This is a genomic window from Dactylosporangium sp. McL0621 (genome assembly GCF_049995355.1).
Lineage (GTDB): Bacteria > Actinomycetota > Actinomycetes > Mycobacteriales > Micromonosporaceae > Dactylosporangium.
Window position 1 is genome coordinate 10327824 of sequence record NZ_CP188259.1, and the last position, 16728, is coordinate 10344551.

Here is a 16728-nt window from a genome sequence, read left to right on the forward strand (position 1 = left end):
AAAGCTTCAGTCACACGTTCCGCACGGTGCACGCTCACGTAGCGCTCCTCGTCGATGCGACGGCCCCGCGCACGAGAGCGGGGCCGTGGTAGATGAACCCGGTGTACAGCTGCACCAGCGCGGCGCCGGCGTCGAGCATCCGCTGGGCGTCGTCGGGGCGGGTGATGCCGCCCACGCCGATGACCGGCAGCCCGCTCTCCTTGGCCACGAACCGCACGACCTCCAGGGCCCGCGGGGCGAGCGGCCGCCCGGAGAGCCCACCGGCCTCGGCGGTCGTGACGCCGGGGCGCTCGATCGTCGTGTTGGTCGCGATGAGCCCGGCGACATCCAGCCCGAGGCAGACGTCGAGCAGGTCGCCCAGGGCCGCGTCGGTCAGGTCGGGGGCGACCTTGACCAGGACCGGCACCGGGCCGCCGAGCCCCTGGGCCTCCGTGCGCAGGGCGCCGAGCAGGGCCGAGAGGTGCGCCTTGTCCTGCAGCTCGCGCAGGCCCGGCGTGTTGGGCGAGCTGACGTTGACGGCGAAGTAGGAGCCCAGGCCGTACAGCTGCCGGAAACTGTGCACGTAGTCCTCGACGGCGCCCGTCAGCGGGGTGACCTTCGACTTGCCCAGGCTGATGCCCAGCGGCACGGGCAGGGGCCCCAGCGCCCGGAGCCGGGCCGCGAGCGCCTCGGCCCCGGCGTTGTTGAAGCCCATCCGGTTGACGATCGCCTCCTGCTCCGGGAGGCGGAACAGCCGCGGCCGCTCGTTGCCCGGCTGCGCGTGCCGGGTGACGGTGCCGACCTCGACGAAGCCGAAGCCCAGGCGCGGCCAGGCGCCCAGCGCGCGGCCGTCCTTGTCCATGCCCGCGGCGAGCCCGACCGGGTTGGGGAAGTCGACCCCGAACACCGTCCGGCGGGCCCCGGGCGGGCTGTAGGCCCGCCGCGCCCGGGGCAGCCGCGCGAGCATGCGCAGGGTCCGCTCGTGCACCGACTCGGCGTCACCGCCGTTGAGCCGGAAAAGCGCCGGGCGGACCGCCCGCTCGTAGAGCCTCACCGGGCTTCCCGCAGGGCCGCGTGCAGCTCCTGCAGCGGCCGGACCGTCATCTCACCGCGGATGAGCGCCTCCACGCCCATCACCGCGGCCGCCGCGCCCGGCAGGGTCGTGATGCACGGGATGTCGGAGACAACCGCGGCACTGCGGATCTCGTACCCGTCCTGCCGCCCGCTGGAGCCCTGCGGCGTGTTGATCACCAGGTCGACCTCGCCGGCCGCGATGAGCGAGACGGCGTTGCGGCCGCCGCCCTCCTCGTAGTGCTTCGGCACGATCTCGCACGCCACGCCGTAGCGGCGCAGCACCTCCCCGGTGCCGGAGGTCGCCACGATCGCGAAGCCGAGGTCGGCGAGGCGCTTGACCGGGAAGACGATCCCGCGCTTGTCCCGGTTGGCCACGGTGACGAGCACGGTGCCGGAGGTGGGCAGCGAGCCGTACGCGGCCGCCTGCGACTTGGCGAAGGCGTGCCCGAAGGACGGGTCGATGCCCATCACCTCGCCGGTGGACTTCATCTCGGGGCCGAGCAGGTTGTCCACGCCCTTGCCCTCGACGGTGCGGAACCGCTTGAACGGCAGCACCGCCTCCTTGACCGCGATCGGGGCGTGCTCGGGCAGCGCCCCGCCGTCGCCCGCGGCCGGCAGCAGCCCCTCCGCGCGCAGCTCGGCGACGGTGGCCCCGAGCGCGATGCGGGCGGCCGCCTTGGCCAGCGGTACCGCGGTCGCCTTGGACACGAACGGCACCGTGCGCGAGGCGCGCGGGTTGGCCTCCAGCACGTACAGGACGTCGTCCTTGAGCGCGTACTGCACGTTGAGCAGCCCCCGCACGCCGATCCCGCGCGCGATGGCGACGGTGTACCGGCGCACCTCGGCCAGGTGCACGGCGGCGAGCGTGATCGGCGGCAGCGCGCAGGACGAGTCGCCGGAGTGGATGCCGGCCTCCTCGATGTGCTCCATCACGCCGCCGAGGTACACCTCGCCGGTCGCGTCGCACAGCGCGTCGACGTCGATCTCGATGGCGTCGTCCAGGAAGCGGTCGACGAGCACCGGGTGCGCGGGCGAGATCTCGGTGGCCCGGCCGATGTAGTCGCGCAGGGTCGGCTCGTCGTAGACGATCTCCATGCCCCGGCCGCCGAGGACGTACGACGGGCGCACCAGCACCGGGTACCCGATCTCGTCGGCGATCCGCTTGGCCTCCGGGAACGTGGTCGCGGTGCCGTGCGCGGGCGAGCGCAGCCCGGACTCGGTCAGCAGCTTCCCGAACAGGCCGCGGTCCTCGGCGAGGTCGATCGCCGCCGGCGACGTGCCCACGATCGGCACCCCGGCCCGCTCCAGGCGCTCGGCCAGCCCGAGCGGGGTCTGGCCGCCCAGCTGCACGATGACGCCGACGACGCCGGGGCCGCCGGCCGCCCGGCCCGAGCTGTCCTCGGCGTGCACGACCTCGAGGACGTCCTCGAAGGTGAGCGGCTCGAAGTACAGCCGGTCGGCGGTGTCGTAGTCGGTGGACACGGTCTCCGGGTTGCAGTTGACCATGACGGTCTCGTAGCCCTTGGCCCGCAGCGCCATGACCGCGTGCACGCACGAGTAGTCGAACTCGATGCCCTGGCCGATGCGGTTCGGGCCGGAGCCGAGGATGAGCACCTTCGGCCGGTCCGACGGCGTGACCTCGGTCTCGTCCTCGTACGTGCTGTAGTGGTACGGCGTGCCCGCGGCGAACTCGGCGGCGCAGGTGTCGACCGTCTTGTACACCGGCCGCAGCCCGAGGCGGTGGCGCAGCGAGCGCACGCCGTCCTCGCCCGCGAACTCGGGCCGCAGCGCCGCGACCTGCCGGTCCGACAGCCCGGCCCGCTTGGCCCGGCGCAGCAGCGGCAGGTCGAGCACGGCCGCGTCGACGATCTCGGCGCGCAGCTCCACGAGGGCGGCCAGCTGGTCGACGAACCAGGGGTCGTAGCCGGACGCGGCGGCGACCTCGGCGACCGTCCGCCCCTGGCGCAGGGCCAGCTCGGCGGTGTACAGGCGCCCGTCGTGCGGCACCCGCAGATCCCCGAGCAGCGACTCGTCCGGCACCGTCCAGAAGCCCACGGCCTTGGTCTCCAGCGAGCGCATGGCCTTGCCCAGGGCCTCGGCGAACGTCCGCCCGAGGGACATCGCCTCGCCCACCGACTTCATCGTGGTGGTGAGCTCGGCGTCGGCGCCCGGGAACTTCTCGAACGCGAAGCGCGGGATCTTCACCACGACGTAGTCCAGCGACGGCTCGAACGCGGCCGGCGTCTTGAGGGTGATGTCGTTGGGGATCTCGTCGAGGGTGTACCCGATGGCGAGCTTGGCGGCGATCTTCGCGATCGGGAAGCCCGTCGCCTTGGAGGCCAGGGCGCTGGAGCGCGACACCCGCGGGTTCATCTCGATGACCACGAGACGCCCGTCCTCCGGGTTCACGGCGAACTGGATGTTGCAGCCGCCGGTGTCGACCCCGACCTCGCGCAGCACGGCGATGCCGAGATCGCGCAGCCGTTGGTACTCCACGTCGGTAAGCGTCATCGCCGGCGCCACGGTCACCGAGTCGCCGGTGTGCACGCCCATCGCGTCGACGTTCTCGATCGAGCACACGACCACGACGTTGTCGTGCTTGTCGCGCATGAGCTCGAGCTCGTACTCCTTCCAGCCCAGCACGCTCTCCTCGATGAGCACCTCGTGCACGGGCGAGGCGGCCAGGCCCCCGCCGGCGAGGCGCTCGAGGTCGGCGGTGTTGTGCGCCATGCCGGAGCCGAGCCCGCCCATGGTGAACGAGGGCCGGATGACGACGGGCAGGCCGAGCTCGGCGACGGTCGCGTGCACCTCGTCCATGGAGTGGCACACCCGCGAGCGGGGCGTCTCGCCACCGGCGCGGGCGACGATGTCCTTGAACAGCTGCCGGTCCTCGCCGCGGCGGATGGCGTCGATGTCGGCGCCGATGAGCTCGACGCCGTACTTCTCGAGCACCCCCGCCTCGTGCAGCGCCACGGCGGTGTTGAGCGCGGTCTGCCCGCCGAGCGTGGCCAGCAGCGCGTCGGGGCGCTCGCGGGCGATCACCTGCTCGACGAACTCGGGCGTGATCGGCTCGACGTATGTCGCGTCGGCGAACTCGGGATCGGTCATGATGGTCGCCGGGTTGCTGTTGACCAGGCTGACCCGCAGGCCCTCGGCCCGCAGCACGCGGCAGGCCTGGGTGCCGGAGTAGTCGAACTCGCACGCCTGCCCGATGACGATCGGACCCGAGCCGATGACGAGGACGTGCCGGAGATCGGTGCGCTTAGGCATTGGTCTGCATCAGCTCCGCGAATCGATCGAACAGGTAATCCGCGTCGTGCGGCCCCGCTGCCGCCTCCGGGTGGTACTGCACGGTGAAGGCCGGCGTGTCCAGGCAGCGCAGGCCCTCGACCACGTTGTCGTTGAGGCAGACGTGGCTGACCTCGACGGCGCCGAACTCGGTCTCGACCCGCTCGTCGAGGGGCGCGTCGACCGCGAAACCGTGGTTGTGGCTTGTCACCTCGACCTTGCCGGTGGTGCGGTCGAGCACCGGCTGGTTGATGCCGCGGTGGCCGTACCCGAGCTTGTAGGTGCCGAAACCGAGCGCACGGCCCAGAATCTGGCTGCCGAAGCAGATGCCGAAGAGCGGGATCTTCGCCCCCATGACCGCCCGGGCCAGGTTCACCGGGCCGTCGGCGGTGGCCGGGTCGCCCGGGCCGGGCGAGAAGAACACCGCGTCGGCGCCGAGCGCCCGGATGTCCTCCAGGGTCGCCGAGGCCGGCAGGACGTGCGTGGTGACCCCGCGGGCGGCGAGCCGGCGCGGCACGTTGCGCTTGATCCCGAGGTCGATCGCGGCGACCGTGAGCCGATGCTCGCCGTCGGCCTCCACGGTGTACCGCTGCGGCGTGCTGACCTCGGCGGAGAGGTCGGCGCCGAGCATCTGCGGCTGCCGCCGGACCCGATCGAGCAGCGCCTCCGGGTCGTCCTCGACGCTGGAGACGCCGACCCGCATGGCGCCGCGCTCGCGCAGGTGCCGGGTGAGCGCCCGGGTGTCGATGCCGCTGATGCCCACGACGTTCTCGGCGGCGAGCCGGTCCTCGAGGCTGCCGGTGGCGCGCCAGTTGGAGTAGGAGCGGGACGGGTCGCGCAGCACGTAGCCGGCCACCCAGATCCGGCCGGACTCGTCGTCCTCGCCGTTGACCCCGGTGTTGCCGATCTGCGGCGCGGTCTGCACGACCACCTGGCGGTGGTACGAGGGGTCGGTGAGCGTCTCCTGGTAGCCGGTCATGCCGGTGTTGAAGACGGCCTCGCCGAACGTCTCGCCGATGCCACCGAACGCCTCACCCCGGAAGGTGCGCCCGTCCTCCAGGACGAGCAGGGCCTCTCTGCGCCTCACCGTGTTGCCTTTCCGTTCAGCACCGTCGGCTCGCCGCGCAGGTAGGTCGCCTCGATGCGGCCGCGCAGCTCCATTCCGGCGTAAGGGGTGTTGCGGGAGCGGCTGGCCAGGGCCGTCGGGTCGACGGTCCAGCGCACGCCCGGGTCGAAGATCGCGATGTTGGCCGGCTGCCCCACCTCCAGCGGGGTGCCGTGCCCGGACAGCCCGGCGATGCGGGCGGGGGCGGCCGACATCCACTCGGCGATGCGGTCCCAGCGCGGGCCCATGGTCTGGACCACGATGGCGAGCGCCGTCTCCAGCCCCAGCATGCCGGGCCGGGCGTACGCCCACTCGCACTCCTTGTCCTCCACGCTGTGCGGGGCGTGGTCGGTGGCGACGCAGTCGATGGTGCCGTCCAGCAGCCCCTCGCGCAGGGCCAGCACGTCGGCCTCGGTGCGCAGCGGCGGGTTGACCTTGAAGACCGGGTCGTACTGGGTGGCGCGGTCCTCGGTGAGCAGCAGGTGGTGCGGGGTGACCTCGGCCGTGACCCGCCAGCCCTTGGACTTGGCCCAGCGGATCAGCTCGACGCTGCCGGCGGTGGAGACGTGGCAGATGTGCAGCCGCGCGCCGACGTGCCCGGCCAGCAGCACGTCGCGGGCGATGATCGCCTCCTCGGCGACGGCCGGCCAGCCGGTGAGCCCGAGCCGCGCGGCGACCGCGCCCTCGTTCATCTGCGCGCCGGTGGTCAGCCGCGGCTCCTCGGCGTGCTGGGCGATCACCCCGTCGAAGGCCTTCACGTACTCCAGCGCCCGGCGCATGAGCCGCGGGTCGTGCACGCAGTGCCCGTCGTCGGAGAAGACCCGGACGCGGGCGGCGGAGTCGGCCATCGCGCCGAGCTCGGCGAGCTGCTCGCCGGCCAGGCCGACGGTGACGGCGCCGATCGGCTGGACGTCGACCAGGCCGGCCTCGCGCCCGAGCCGCCACACCTGCTCGACCACGCCGGCGGTGTCGGCGACCGGCGAGGTGTTGGCCATGGCGCAGACGGCGGTGAAGCCGCCCAGGGCCGCGGCGCGGGAGCCGGACTCGACGGTCTCGGCGTCCTCGCGGCCCGGCTCGCGCAGGTGGGTGTGCAGGTCGACGAGGCCCGGAAGGGCGATGTTCGGTCCGGTCTTCGCCGGATCGACGGCGGTGATGACGCCGTTTTCGACGGTGATCTCGCCGAGCTGCGTGTTGGTGATGATCACGACTTGCCTCCGAGCAGCAGGTAGAGGACGGCCATCCGCACGGAGACGCCGTTGGCGACCTGTTCGACGATCGTGGAGCGGGCGGAGTCGGCCACCTCGGGCGCGATCTCCATGCCGCGGTTCATCGGGCCGGGGTGCATGACGATCGCGTGCTCCGGCAGGCGGCGCATGCGCGGAACGTCGAAGCCGTACCGGCGGGAGTACTCGCGCTCGGAGGGGAAGTACGCCTGGTTCATGCGCTCGCGCTGGACGCGCAGCATCATGACCACGTCGGAGCCGGGCACCACCGCGTCGAGGTCGTAGGAGGTGCTCGCCGGCCACGCCGCCACGCCCACCGGCAGCAGCGTCGGCGGCGCGACGAGCGTCACCTTGGCCCCCAGCGTGTGCAGCAGCTGCACGTTGGAGCGCGCGACCCGCGAGTGCAGCACGTCGCCGACGATCGTGACGTTGAGCCCGGCCAGGCGGCCGAGGCGGCTGCGCATGGTGTACGCGTCCAGCAGCGCCTGCGTCGGGTGTTCGTGGGTGCCGTCGCCGGCGTTGACCACGCTGCCCTCGACCCAGTTGGCGAGCCGGTGCGGCGCCCCGCTGGCCGGGTGGCGCACCACCACGGCGTCGGCGCCCATCGCCTGCAGCGTCAGCGCCGTGTCCTTGAGACTTTCACCCTTGGAGACGCTGGAGCCCTTGGCCGAGAAGTTGATGACGTCGGCGGACAGCCGCTTGGCCGCGGCCTCGAACGAGATGCGGGTGCGGGTGGAGTCCTCGTAGAAGAGGTTCACCACGGTCCGCCCGCGCAGCGTGGGCAGCTTCTTGACCTCGCGCGCGGCCAGGCTCGCCATCTCCTCGGCGGTGTCGAGGACCAGGGTGGCGGTGGGCGCGTCGAGGTCGGCCGCGCTCAGCAGGTGCTTGATCATGCCCGGTCCCCCTTGCTCTGGATCAGGAGGGCAGACTTGCTTTGGATTTTGACAAGATCAGTGCCGTCGATCTCGGCCGTCAGCACCCGCACGCTCTCGTCCATCGAGGTCGGGATGTTCTTGCCCACGTAGTCGGCCCGGATGGGCAGTTCGCGGTGGCCGCGGTCGACCAGGACGGCCAGCTGGACCGCCCGGGGGCGGCCGAGGTCCTTGAGCGCGTCGAGCGCGGCGCGGACGGTACGCCCGGAGAAGAGGACGTCGTCGACGAGGATCACGCGGCGCCCGTCGAGGCCGCCGGCAGGGATCTCGGTGTGACCCACAGCACGCGTCGCGTGCAGTCGCAGATCGTCCCGGTACAGCGTGATGTCCAACACACCCACGGGAACGTCAAAGCCCTCGAATGCGGCGATCCGGGCGGCCAGTCGGCGAGCCAGCGGAACGCCCCGGGTAGGTATGCCCAGCAGCACCGTTTCGGCCGCGCCGGACGTCTTTTCCAGAATCTGATGGGCAATCCGGTCCACCACACGGGCGACATCCGTCGCCGTTAGGATGGTTTTACCCAGCTCAGTGCCGGTTGTCGGGGACGACAAAACAGGACCTCCTTCCCCGCCTCTCCGGACGGGTCGTTAAAGGACGTCGAACGTCAACTACCCTAACAACCGCCCTGACCAGGGCAACGGAAGGGTCTCGACCACTTGACCGCGCGTCGCGAGCCAGTTACGGTCACGCTCCGTAGCGATCGCTGGGGAAACCCCTCAGGCCAGTGACTGGGAGTGTCCGTATGCCGTCTGAGTACGCCAAGTCTCTTGGTGCTCGCCTGCGCTCCATCCGACAGCAGCAGGGGCTGTCTCTGCAGGGTGTCGAGGAGAAGTCGGCCGGGCGCTGGAAGGCCGTCGTCGTCGGGTCGTATGAGCGTGGCGACCGTGCCGTCACCGTCTCTCGCCTGGCCGAGCTGGCCGAGTTCTACCGCGTGCCCGTGGCCGAGCTGCTGCCCGAGGGCAGCGGAGTGCGTCACGAGCCCACCAACAAGATCGTCCTCGACCTGGAGCGCCTTTACGACGCCGGTGCCGAGGACCTCGCCTACGTCGCCCGCTACGCCCGGGCCATCCAGCAGCAGCGGGGCGACTACAACGGCCGCGTGCTGTCGATCCGCGCGGACGACCTGCGCGCGCTGGCGATCGTGTACGACGCCTCGCCGTCGGGCCTGGTCGAGCGCCTCAACGAGCACGGCGTGCTGGTGACCGACCCGCGGAGCCTGTTCCAGAGCTGAGACGCAAGGAGGGGGCCGCGCCTACCGGCGCGGCCCCTTTCTGCATGTCCCGGCCGTCAGGTCGCGTAGTCGGCGATGCGGCCCAGGATGCCGTTGAGGAAGCGGGGCGAGTCGTCCGTGGAGAGCGTCTCGGCCAGCTCCACGGCCTCGGTGATCGCCACCGGGTTGTCGATCTCGTCGTTGTACAGCAGCTCGTACACGGCGATGCGGGCCAGGTTGCGGTCGATCACCGGCATCCGCTCCAGCGTCCAGCCCTCGGCGTAGCTGGCCAGCAGCTCGTCGATGCGCGCCGCGTGGTCCTCCACGCCCTCGACCAGGCGGACCGTGTACGGCAGGTACCCGGGCCGCGGCTCCTCGAGGTTGGCCACGTAGGCGGTCAGCACCGACCCGCGCGGCTCACCGCGAAGGTCGGCCTGGTAGAGCACGTCGAGGGCCCGCTTGCGCGCCTTGCGCCGCGCGGTCATCTGGGCGGTGACGTCACCACCCAGAAACGAGTCCTTGGAACTTGTCACGCCGCCTCCGCTTCGCTCCGGCGCCGCGACAGGGGACTGTGCTCATGGTGCCCGGCCCCTGCGCTGCGCTCCGGACCGGTCACGCCCGGCCCAGGTAACGGCTGTCGCGGGTGTCGACCTTGATCTTCTCGCCGGTCGAGATGAACAGCGGCACGTTGACGGTCGCGCCGGTCTCGACGGTGGCGGGCTTGGTACCGCCGGTGGAGCGGTCGCCCTGCAGGCCCGGCTCGGTGTAGGTGATCTCGAGGATCACCGAGGTCGGCAGCTCGACGTAGAGCGGCGCCTCCTCGTGCGTGGCCACGGTGACCTCGGCCTCGGGGAGCAGGAACTTGCTCGCCTCGCCGACGATGCCGCCGGGGACGGTGATCTGGTCGTACGTGTCCAGGTCCATGAACACGAAGTCGGGGCCGTCGGCGTACAGGTACTGCATCGTGCGCTTGTCGACGGTGGCGGTCTCGACCTTGGTGCCGGCGTTGAACGTGCGGTCGACCACCTTGCCGGAGAGCACGTTCTTGAGGGTGGTCCGCACGAACGCGCCGCCCTTGCCCGGCTTGACATGCTGGAACTCAACGACGGTCCACAGGTCGCCGTCGAGGTTGAGCACCAGGCCGTTCTTCAGGTCGTTCGTGGATGCCATGTGATTCGACGTCACTTTCGTCACTGCCGGCCCAGCGGACCGGGAAGAGTTGATCCCGAGCGGTACGCGGGAAAAAGGCCCGGTGAAGTGTACCGGGAAGGCAGGTGGGGCCCGACGCAGTGTACCGGCCTCAGAGGTCCGTGTTCATCTTTCCTTATCCATCGAGACACCTGACTCTGCCAGCGTGCCGGGGTGGGAAGACCGGACCTCCTCAACCGTACCCTGGGCTTCGCCGGATCCGTCGCCATCGCGCTGGGGGGTCTGGCGGCCGGGGCTCTTCCCGAGCGCGGCGATCCGCTGGCCCACTGGCCGGTGATCCGCGAGCTCCGCTCCTTCCCACTCGTGGCGATCGCCGGGGCGTACGTCGGGCTGGCCCTGCTGTGCGGCGCCTGGCTCCGGCTACGGCGCACCCTGGACGAGCAGAGCCCGTCCGACCTCGTGCGCACCCTGCTGTGCTGGGCGGGCCCGCTGGTGCTCGTGCCGCCGATGTTCTCCCAGGACGTGTACAGCTACCTGGCCCAGGGCGCGATGGTGCACGAGGGGCTCGACGCGTACAAACACGGGCCCGCTTATCTGGGTGGGCCGTTCGCCGCGGAGGTGCCGGCGATCTGGCAGAACACCCCGGCGCCCTACGGACCGCTGTTCCTGCGCGCGGCCGCGGCCGTGGTCAACGTCACCGGCGCGCACGTGACGCTGGGCGTCCTGGCCTTCCGGCTGATCTCGCTGGCGGGCGTGGTCATGATCGTGCTGTGCCTGCCCGGCATCGCAACGCGCTTCGGCGTCCCGCCCCAGCGCGCCATCTGGTTCGGCGCGCTCAACCCGCTGCTCCTGCTGCACCTGATCGCCGGCATGCACAACGACGCGATAATGGTCGGCCTGATGACGGCGGGCATCTACGCCGCGGTACGCCACCACCCCGCCCTGGGCGCCGTCCTCATCACGGCCGCCGCCCTGATCAAGGCCCCGGCCGCGCTGGCCCTGCTCACCATCCTCATGATCGCCCCGCGCGCCTGGCTGCGCATCGGAGCCGCCGCGACCGCGTCGGCGGCCGGCCTGCAACTGGCATCGGGCCTGGGCACCGGCTGGATCGGCGCGATGCACACCCCCACGACCGTGCGCAACGGCCTGTCCTTCAGCACCGACCTGGGGCTGCTGCTGGGCGCGCTGGGCTGGCCGGGGCCGATGGACATCATCCGCACCGCGGCGGGAGTGGTGGGCTGCCTGCTCGCGGGCTGGGCGCTGTTGCGGGCCCCGAACCCGGTGGCCGGGCTCGGACTGGCGCTGAGCTCGATCATCCTGCTCGGGCCGGTGGTGCATCCGTGGTACCTGCTGTGGGCGTTCGTTCCGCTCGCGGCGGGCCTGCGGCGGGTTCCGCAGGCGGCGGTCTGGGGGTCGGTGGGGCTCTCGCTCTTCCTGCTGCCGACGGGGGCGCCGGGGTATCCGGAGGCGGTGGTGGCGGCGACGGTCGGCACCGTGGCGGGGCTGCTGTACCTGCGCATGAGGCCGCCGGTCGCAGCGCCTCTGGCCGCGGCCGCGACCTCGTAGAAAGCGCATTTCACGCCATGCGAACGCGCCGCGACGCCCTGGCGATAGCCGCTCCGACCGGGCGGCCGGACGTCTTCCCTCCCGACATGTCGGGCGGGAGCCCGACATGTCGGGCGCTCCGCAACCCCGAGCCCGCCGCTCGACCTCGGCATAGTGCGCGCTTCCCGACGTGCGAGCGCTCCGCAACGCCGAATCCGCCGCTGCTGGCGCGCCGGAGCCGCTCCGAGCGCGCGGTAAGCCGCTTTCCCGACATGTCGGGCGCTCCGCACCCCGACATGTCGGATTTATACCCCGCCAGGCGATAAGGGCGATAAGTCGCGGCGCGGAGCGCCCGACTTATCGGACACTTACCGGGCCACTGCCCCGTATGCGGCTTTCAGCAGCTCGTCGGACGGACCCTCCAGAGTGCCGGGCACCGCCAGGCCGTCGAGAACCACGAACCGCAGCGTCGCGCCGCGGGCCTTCTTGTCGACCCGCATCGCCGCGTGGAGCTCCGCCCAGGCATCGGCCGGGTACGACACCGGGAGGCCGAGCCGCAAGAGGATCGCGCGGTGCCGGTCCGCCACCTCCGGGGCCAGGCGACCCGAGAGGCGGCCGAGCTCGGCGGCGTAGATGAGGCCGACGCTGATGGCGTGGCCGTGCTTCCAGCGGTACCGCTCCCGCCGCTCGATCGCGTGGCCCAGGGTGTGGCCGTAGTTGAGAATCTCGCGCAGGCCGCTTTCGCGGAGGTCCGCGGAGACCACGCGCGCCTTGACGGCCACCGAGCGCTCGATCAGCTCGGCGAGCACGGGGCCGCGCGGGCCGAGGGCCGCGTCCGGGCCGGCCTCGATGAGGTCCAGGATGGCCGGGTCGGCGATGAAGCCGCACTTCACGACCTCGGCCAGGCCCGCGAGCAGGTCGTCGGCCGGGAGCGTGTCGAGCGCGGCGAGGTCGCACAGGACGCCCGTGGGCGGGTAGAACGCGCCCACGAGATTCTTCCCGGCGGCGGTGTTGATCCCGGTCTTGCCCCCCACCGCGGCGTCCACCATGCCGAGCAGGCTCGTCGGTACCGTCACCACCCGCACCCCCCGCAACCAGCACGCGGCGACGAAGCCCGCCAGGTCGGTGACCGCGCCGCCGCCGACGCCGACGACCGCGTCGGTGCGCGTGAACGCGGCCGCGCCGAGCTCGTCCCAGCAGCGGGCGGCGACCGAGAGGTCCTTGCCGGCCTCGGCGTCGGGGACCTCGATGGGCAGCACCTTGGCGCCCGCGGCGGTCAGGGCGGCCTCGACCCGGGCCGCGTGCGCGCGCACCGGGCCGGCGAAGATCACGGCGACCTGGTTGGCCCCCTTGACCAGGTCGGCGACGGCGTCGGTCGCGCCGCGGCCGATCTGCACGGCGTACCCGGAGACGTCGACGATCGTCATACGACACCCGCCAGGTGCTCGGCGATCTCCTCGGGCGTGCGGCCGTCGGTCGGAACCGTCACGCTCGCCACCTCCTCGTAGAGCGGGCGGCGCTGGTCGAGCAGGTGCTTGAGCGTGGCCCGCGGGTTGAGGGCGAGCAGCGGGCGGCCGGCGCCGAGGCCGACGCGGGACATGGCGTCGGCGAACTCGACGGAGAGGTACACGACGGTGTGCCCGGCCAGCGCCTTGCGCGTCTCCTCGGCGAGGATCGCGCCGCCGCCGAGGGCCAGGACGCCGTCGAAGGACTCGAGGGCGGTACCGATGGTGGCCCGCTCCAAGGCGCGGAAGTGATCCTCGCCCTCGTCGAAGAAGATCTCGGGGATGGGCTTGCCGGCCGCGGCCTCGATGAGGGCGTCGGCGTCGCGGAAGTCGACGCCGAGGCGCTCGGCGAGCAGCTCCCCCACGGTGGTCTTCCCGGCCCCGGGCGCTCCCACGAGCACGGCGCGGGGGCTCACCTGATCACCAGGTTGTCGAGGTAGCCGGTCACGTTGCGGCGGATCTCCGGCACCGAGTCGCCGCCGAACTTCTCCAGGGCCGCCTCGGCCAGCACCAGCGCCACCATCGCCTCGGCCACGACCGCCGCCGCCGGCACCGCGCACACGTCGGAGCGCTGGTTGATCGCCGTCGCCGGCTCGCCCGTGGTCACGTCGACAGTCTGCAGGGCGCGGTTGAGCGACGAGATCGGCTTCATCGCGGCGCGTACGCGCAGGGGCTCGCCGGTGGTCATGCCGCCCTCGAGGCCGCCGGCGCGGTCGGTGACGCGCTTGACGCCGTCGGGGGTGTTGATGATCTCGTCGTGGGCCACCGAGCCGCGCGAACGGGCCTGCGTGAACGCGTCGCCGATCTCCACGCCCTTGATCGCCTGGATCGACATGAGCGCGGTGGCCAGGCGGGCGTCGAGCTTGCGGTCCCACTGGACGTGGCTGCCGAGACCCGGCGGCACCCCGTACGCCAGGACCTCCACGATCCCGCCCAGCGTGTCGGCGTCCTTCTTGGCCGCGTCGACCTCCTCCACCATGCGGGCGCTCGCGTCCGGGTCGAGGCAGCGCAGCGGGTCGGCGTCGATGCGCTCGAAGTCGTCCGGGGTGGGCAGCAGGCCGGGCTTGGCCGCGACCGAGCCGAGCTCGATGACGTGCGAGACGATCTCGATGCCGAGCGCCTGACGCAGGATGGCCTTGGCGACGGTACCGACGGCGACTCGAGCCGCGGTCTCCCGTGCGCTGGCGCGTTCGAGGATCGGGCGGGCGTCCGTGTGGCCGTACTTCTGCATGCCCGCCAGGTCGGCGTGGCCGGGCCGGGGCCGGGTCAGCGGGGCGTTGCGGGCCTGGGCGGCGAGCAGCTCGGGGTCGACCGGGTCGGCGGCCATGACCGTCTCCCACTTGGGCCACTCGCTGTTGCCGACCCGGATCGCGACCGGGCTGCCGATGGTCAGCCCGTGCCGGAGACCGCCGATGAACTCGACGACGTCCTGCTCGAAGCTCATCCGGGCGCCGCGGCCGTAGCCGAGGCGTCGACGGGCGAGCTCAGCCGCCACGGACGCGCTCGTCAGCTCAACTCCGGCGGGCACGCCCTCGAGGATCGCGACGAGCGCCGGGCCATGGGATTCCCCAGCAGTCAACCAGCGCAGCACGCTCGCCAGTTTGTCACGCGCGCATTACCCCACGGACCGCTGGGCCGCGCGCATCTCACCAGATGGCGACCGCGCGGCTTAACTGCGCATATACGAAATATCCGAAATGTCGCGGCGGGCCACCGCCTGGCATTTCGTCAAAGCGCGGCCCGCATCGCCGCGACCGGAGCCTTCGTCGAGGTGAAGAGCTCGAACTGGTCCACCGCCTGCCACAGCAGCAGGTCGAGGCCCGACACGATCGGGCACCCCGCGTCCTGGGCCGCCGCGGCCAGCGGCGTCGGCCACGGGTCGTAGATGGCGTCGAACACGACCGGGCGGCCCGAGAAGTCCGCCATGGCCAGGTGGTCGGCCGCGCCCTTCGGGACCGTCGAGATCACGACCGGGGCCGCCGTCGCCTCGGCCGCCGCGCTCCACGGGGCCGCCGTCAGCTCCACGTCGAGGGCCTCCGCCACCGGGCGCAGCTCGTCGGCCGCCTCGGGGCGCCGGGTGTACACGGTGACGTCGGCGGCGAGGCCGGCCGCGGCCGCGATCGCCGCTCTCGCCGTGCCGCCCGCGCCGAGCAGGGACAGCCGGGGTGTGCGGGACACGCCGGCCTCGAGCAGGGCGCGGACCATGCCCGGGGCGTCGGTGTTGTACGCGTGCCAGCCGTACGGCCGCCGCACGAGCGTGTTCGCGGCGCCGATCGCCGCCGCGAACGGGTCGACCAACGTCGCGACCGCGAGCGCGGCCTCCTTGAGCGGCATGGTCAGGGAGAGCCCGGCCCACTCCGGGCCGAGCCCCTCCACCAGCGCCGGGAGGCTCTCCTCGTCGCATTCGACGGCGGTGTACCGCCAATCTCCCAGCCCCGCCGCGAGGTAGCCGGCATTGTGGATCGCCGGTGAGCGCGAGTGGCCCACCGGCTTGCCGAGCACCGCGGCGCGCACCTACTTGACGCCGTTCTTCTGCGCCTGGGTCCAGAGGCTCTGGAACTCCGAGTACGTCTTGGCGTACGCGGTGTTGCCCTGGGTGTCGATGGCCAGGAAGTAGTAGTAGTCGGACTTCGGCGGGTTCATGGCCGCGCTCAGCGCGCTGGTGCCCGGGTTGCTGATCGGGCCGCGCGGCATGCCGGGGAAGTCGTGCGTGTTGTACGGGTTGTTCTTGTTGTGGATCTCGCTGTTGAGCAGCTCGGTCGAGGGCTTGGCGCCCTGGTGCGTGATGCGCAGGTAGTAGTTGACCGTGCTGTCGACCTGCAGGCAGTTGCAGGGGAACTTGCCGCTGTAGACGCGGTTGTACAGCACCCGCACGATGCCGGCCTGGTCCTTGTCGAGCCCCTCGACCTGCGCGATCGACGACGCGACGAGCGCCTCGAACGGCGAGATGTGCAGCGAGCTCTGCACCGTGTCGATGAAGCCGATCTTCTCGACCTCCTGGTTGAACCGCGCCACGATGAGCTTCAGGATGGCCGTCGCGTCGACGTTCGGCGGGAGGTCGTAGGTCGCCGGGAAGAGGAAGCCCTCGATGCCCGGGTCGCGCTCCTTCTTGTCCTGCCGCGTGTACCAGACGTCGCCGACGCCGAGCGCCTTCGGGTCCTTGGCGGCGTTCTCGAAGTCCGCGTAGGGGATCTTCGTGACCTCGGAGAGCTTCTTGAACGTGTCCTGCCAGGTCAGGCCCTCGGGCAGGGTCACCTTGTTGACCAGGCGGCTGCGCGGGTCGAGCAGCAGCGTGAGGGCGGCCGAGGCCTTCATCTCCTTGCGCAGGTTGTAGAAGCCCGGCTGCAGCTTGCGGCTGCGCTCGTCCTTCTTGGCCGCCTCGATGAACGCCTTGGCGCTCTTGACGACGCCCTTCTCCTGCAGGGTGGTGCCGATGTCCGCGGCGAGCTGACCGGAGATGATCTCGACCGTCACCTCGCCGGTGCCGCCGCCGTTGTAATCGGGGGCGCTGAACATGCCCTTGACCTTGTCGATCCCGACGTACGCGCCGAGGGCGAGGCCACCCACGACCAGCAGGCTGATGAAGAAGGCGAGGAAGGTCTTGCCGCCGCGGCCCTTCTTGCGTTTCTTGGCCGGGGCGGAGTTGGAGCGGTGCCGGTGACGCGGCCGCTCCTCGTCCTCCCACGCCAGATCCAGCTCGTTCATCTGCACTCTGCCT

Annotated in this window: 15 protein-coding genes; 2 read left to right on the plus strand and 13 right to left on the minus strand. The window is 71.7% G+C overall.

Annotation, left to right across the window (positions count from 1 at the left end):
• Positions 1-34: 34 nt before the first annotated feature.
• From ACPPVO_RS48865 to pyrR, 6 genes are read right to left on the minus strand one after another with little or no spacing between them, the layout of a single operon-like run.
• Complete coding sequence (locus tag ACPPVO_RS48865; RefSeq protein ID WP_426505893.1) at positions 35-1033, minus strand: quinone-dependent dihydroorotate dehydrogenase; 999 nt, start codon at positions 1031-1033, stop codon at positions 35-37.
• The gene (gene carB, locus ACPPVO_RS48870) at positions 1030-4323 is read right to left on the minus strand and encodes a carbamoyl-phosphate synthase large subunit (protein ID WP_426505895.1); all 3294 of its coding nucleotides are present in this window, start codon (positions 4321-4323) and stop codon (positions 1030-1032) included. Before carB ends, ACPPVO_RS48865 begins: the two co-directional genes overlap by 4 nt.
• A complete protein-coding gene (gene carA, locus ACPPVO_RS48875; protein WP_426505897.1) occupies positions 4316-5428 on the minus strand; it encodes a glutamine-hydrolyzing carbamoyl-phosphate synthase small subunit in 1113 nt (370 codons plus the stop codon). Before carA ends, carB begins: the two co-directional genes overlap by 8 nt.
• The gene (locus ACPPVO_RS48880; protein ID WP_426505899.1) at positions 5425-6651 is read right to left on the minus strand and encodes a dihydroorotase; all 1227 of its coding nucleotides are present in this window, start codon (positions 6649-6651) and stop codon (positions 5425-5427) included. Before ACPPVO_RS48880 ends, carA begins: the two co-directional genes overlap by 4 nt.
• A complete protein-coding gene (locus ACPPVO_RS48885; protein ID WP_426505900.1) occupies positions 6648-7562 on the minus strand; it encodes an aspartate carbamoyltransferase catalytic subunit in 915 nt (304 codons plus the stop codon). The genes ACPPVO_RS48880 and ACPPVO_RS48885 overlap by 4 nt, the downstream gene beginning before the upstream one ends.
• Positions 7559-8152, minus strand: a complete 594-nt coding sequence (pyrR, locus tag ACPPVO_RS48890; protein WP_426505902.1) for a bifunctional pyr operon transcriptional regulator/uracil phosphoribosyltransferase PyrR — start codon at positions 8150-8152, stop codon at positions 7559-7561. The genes ACPPVO_RS48885 and pyrR overlap by 4 nt, the downstream gene beginning before the upstream one ends.
• A gap of 191 nt (positions 8153-8343) precedes the next feature.
• Between pyrR and ACPPVO_RS48895 the strand changes: the two genes are divergently transcribed.
• Positions 8344-8832 (plus strand): transcriptional regulator BldD, encoded by a 489-nt coding sequence (locus ACPPVO_RS48895; RefSeq protein WP_033356835.1) that lies wholly within the window; start codon positions 8344-8346, stop codon positions 8830-8832.
• Positions 8833-8888: 56 nt separating this feature from the next.
• On the opposite strand, the gene nusB is transcribed toward ACPPVO_RS48895, so the two are convergent.
• Both nusB and efp read right to left on the minus strand, forming a co-directional pair.
• Entirely contained in the window at positions 8889-9296 is a 408-nt protein-coding gene (nusB, locus tag ACPPVO_RS48900; RefSeq protein ID WP_360376064.1) for a transcription antitermination factor NusB, read from the minus strand.
• Between the two features lie 127 nt (positions 9297-9423).
• Complete coding sequence (gene efp / locus ACPPVO_RS48905; RefSeq protein ID WP_360375639.1) at positions 9424-9981, minus strand: elongation factor P; 558 nt, start codon at positions 9979-9981, stop codon at positions 9424-9426.
• A gap of 192 nt (positions 9982-10173) precedes the next feature.
• On the opposite strand from efp, the gene mptB reads away from it, so the two are divergent.
• The gene (gene mptB, locus ACPPVO_RS48910; RefSeq protein ID WP_426505904.1) at positions 10174-11526 is read left to right on the plus strand and encodes a polyprenol phosphomannose-dependent alpha 1,6 mannosyltransferase MptB; all 1353 of its coding nucleotides are present in this window, start codon (positions 10174-10176) and stop codon (positions 11524-11526) included.
• A gap of 347 nt (positions 11527-11873) precedes the next feature.
• Here mptB and aroB read toward each other — a convergent pair whose 3' ends face one another.
• The 5 genes from aroB to mltG all read right to left on the minus strand — a co-directional run bounded on the left by aroB (position 11874) and on the right by mltG (position 16715).
• Positions 11874-12932, minus strand: coding sequence for a 3-dehydroquinate synthase (gene aroB / locus ACPPVO_RS48915; protein WP_426505906.1), 1059 nt, complete (start codon positions 12930-12932; stop codon positions 11874-11876).
• Positions 12929-13426, minus strand: coding sequence for a shikimate kinase (locus tag ACPPVO_RS48920; RefSeq protein WP_426505908.1), 498 nt, complete (start codon positions 13424-13426; stop codon positions 12929-12931). Before ACPPVO_RS48920 ends, aroB begins: the two co-directional genes overlap by 4 nt.
• Positions 13423-14601, minus strand: a complete 1179-nt coding sequence (gene aroC / locus ACPPVO_RS48925; protein WP_360375647.1) for a chorismate synthase — start codon at positions 14599-14601, stop codon at positions 13423-13425. The genes ACPPVO_RS48920 and aroC overlap by 4 nt, the downstream gene beginning before the upstream one ends.
• Positions 14602-14738: 137 nt before the next feature.
• Entirely contained in the window at positions 14739-15524 is a 786-nt protein-coding gene (locus ACPPVO_RS48930) for a shikimate dehydrogenase (RefSeq protein WP_426505910.1), read from the minus strand.
• The gene (mltG, locus tag ACPPVO_RS48935; RefSeq protein ID WP_426505912.1) at positions 15525-16715 is read right to left on the minus strand and encodes an endolytic transglycosylase MltG; all 1191 of its coding nucleotides are present in this window, start codon (positions 16713-16715) and stop codon (positions 15525-15527) included.
• Positions 16716-16728 lie beyond the last annotated feature (13 nt).

Excerpts from the sequence above, each read along its gene's own strand:
- ACPPVO_RS48895 (WP_033356835.1), top strand. The coding sequence starts at position 8,344 with ATGCCGTCTGAGTACGCCAAGTCTCTTGGTGCTCGCCTGCGCTCCATC.
- nusB (WP_360376064.1), bottom strand. The coding sequence starts at position 9,296 with ATGACCGCGCGGCGCAAGGCGCGCAAGCGGGCCCTCGACGTGCTCTAC.
- carB (WP_426505895.1), bottom strand. The coding sequence starts at position 4,323 with ATGCCTAAGCGCACCGATCTCCGGCACGTCCTCGTCATCGGCTCGGGT.
- aroB (WP_426505906.1), bottom strand. The coding sequence starts at position 12,932 with ATGACGATCGTCGACGTCTCCGGGTACGCCGTGCAGATCGGCCGCGGC.
- ACPPVO_RS48885 (WP_426505900.1), bottom strand. The coding sequence starts at position 7,562 with ATGATCAAGCACCTGCTGAGCGCGGCCGACCTCGACGCGCCCACCGCC.
- mltG (WP_426505912.1), bottom strand. The coding sequence starts at position 16,715 with ATGAACGAGCTGGATCTGGCGTGGGAGGACGAGGAGCGGCCGCGTCAC.
- efp (WP_360375639.1), bottom strand. The coding sequence starts at position 9,981 with ATGGCATCCACGAACGACCTGAAGAACGGCCTGGTGCTCAACCTCGAC.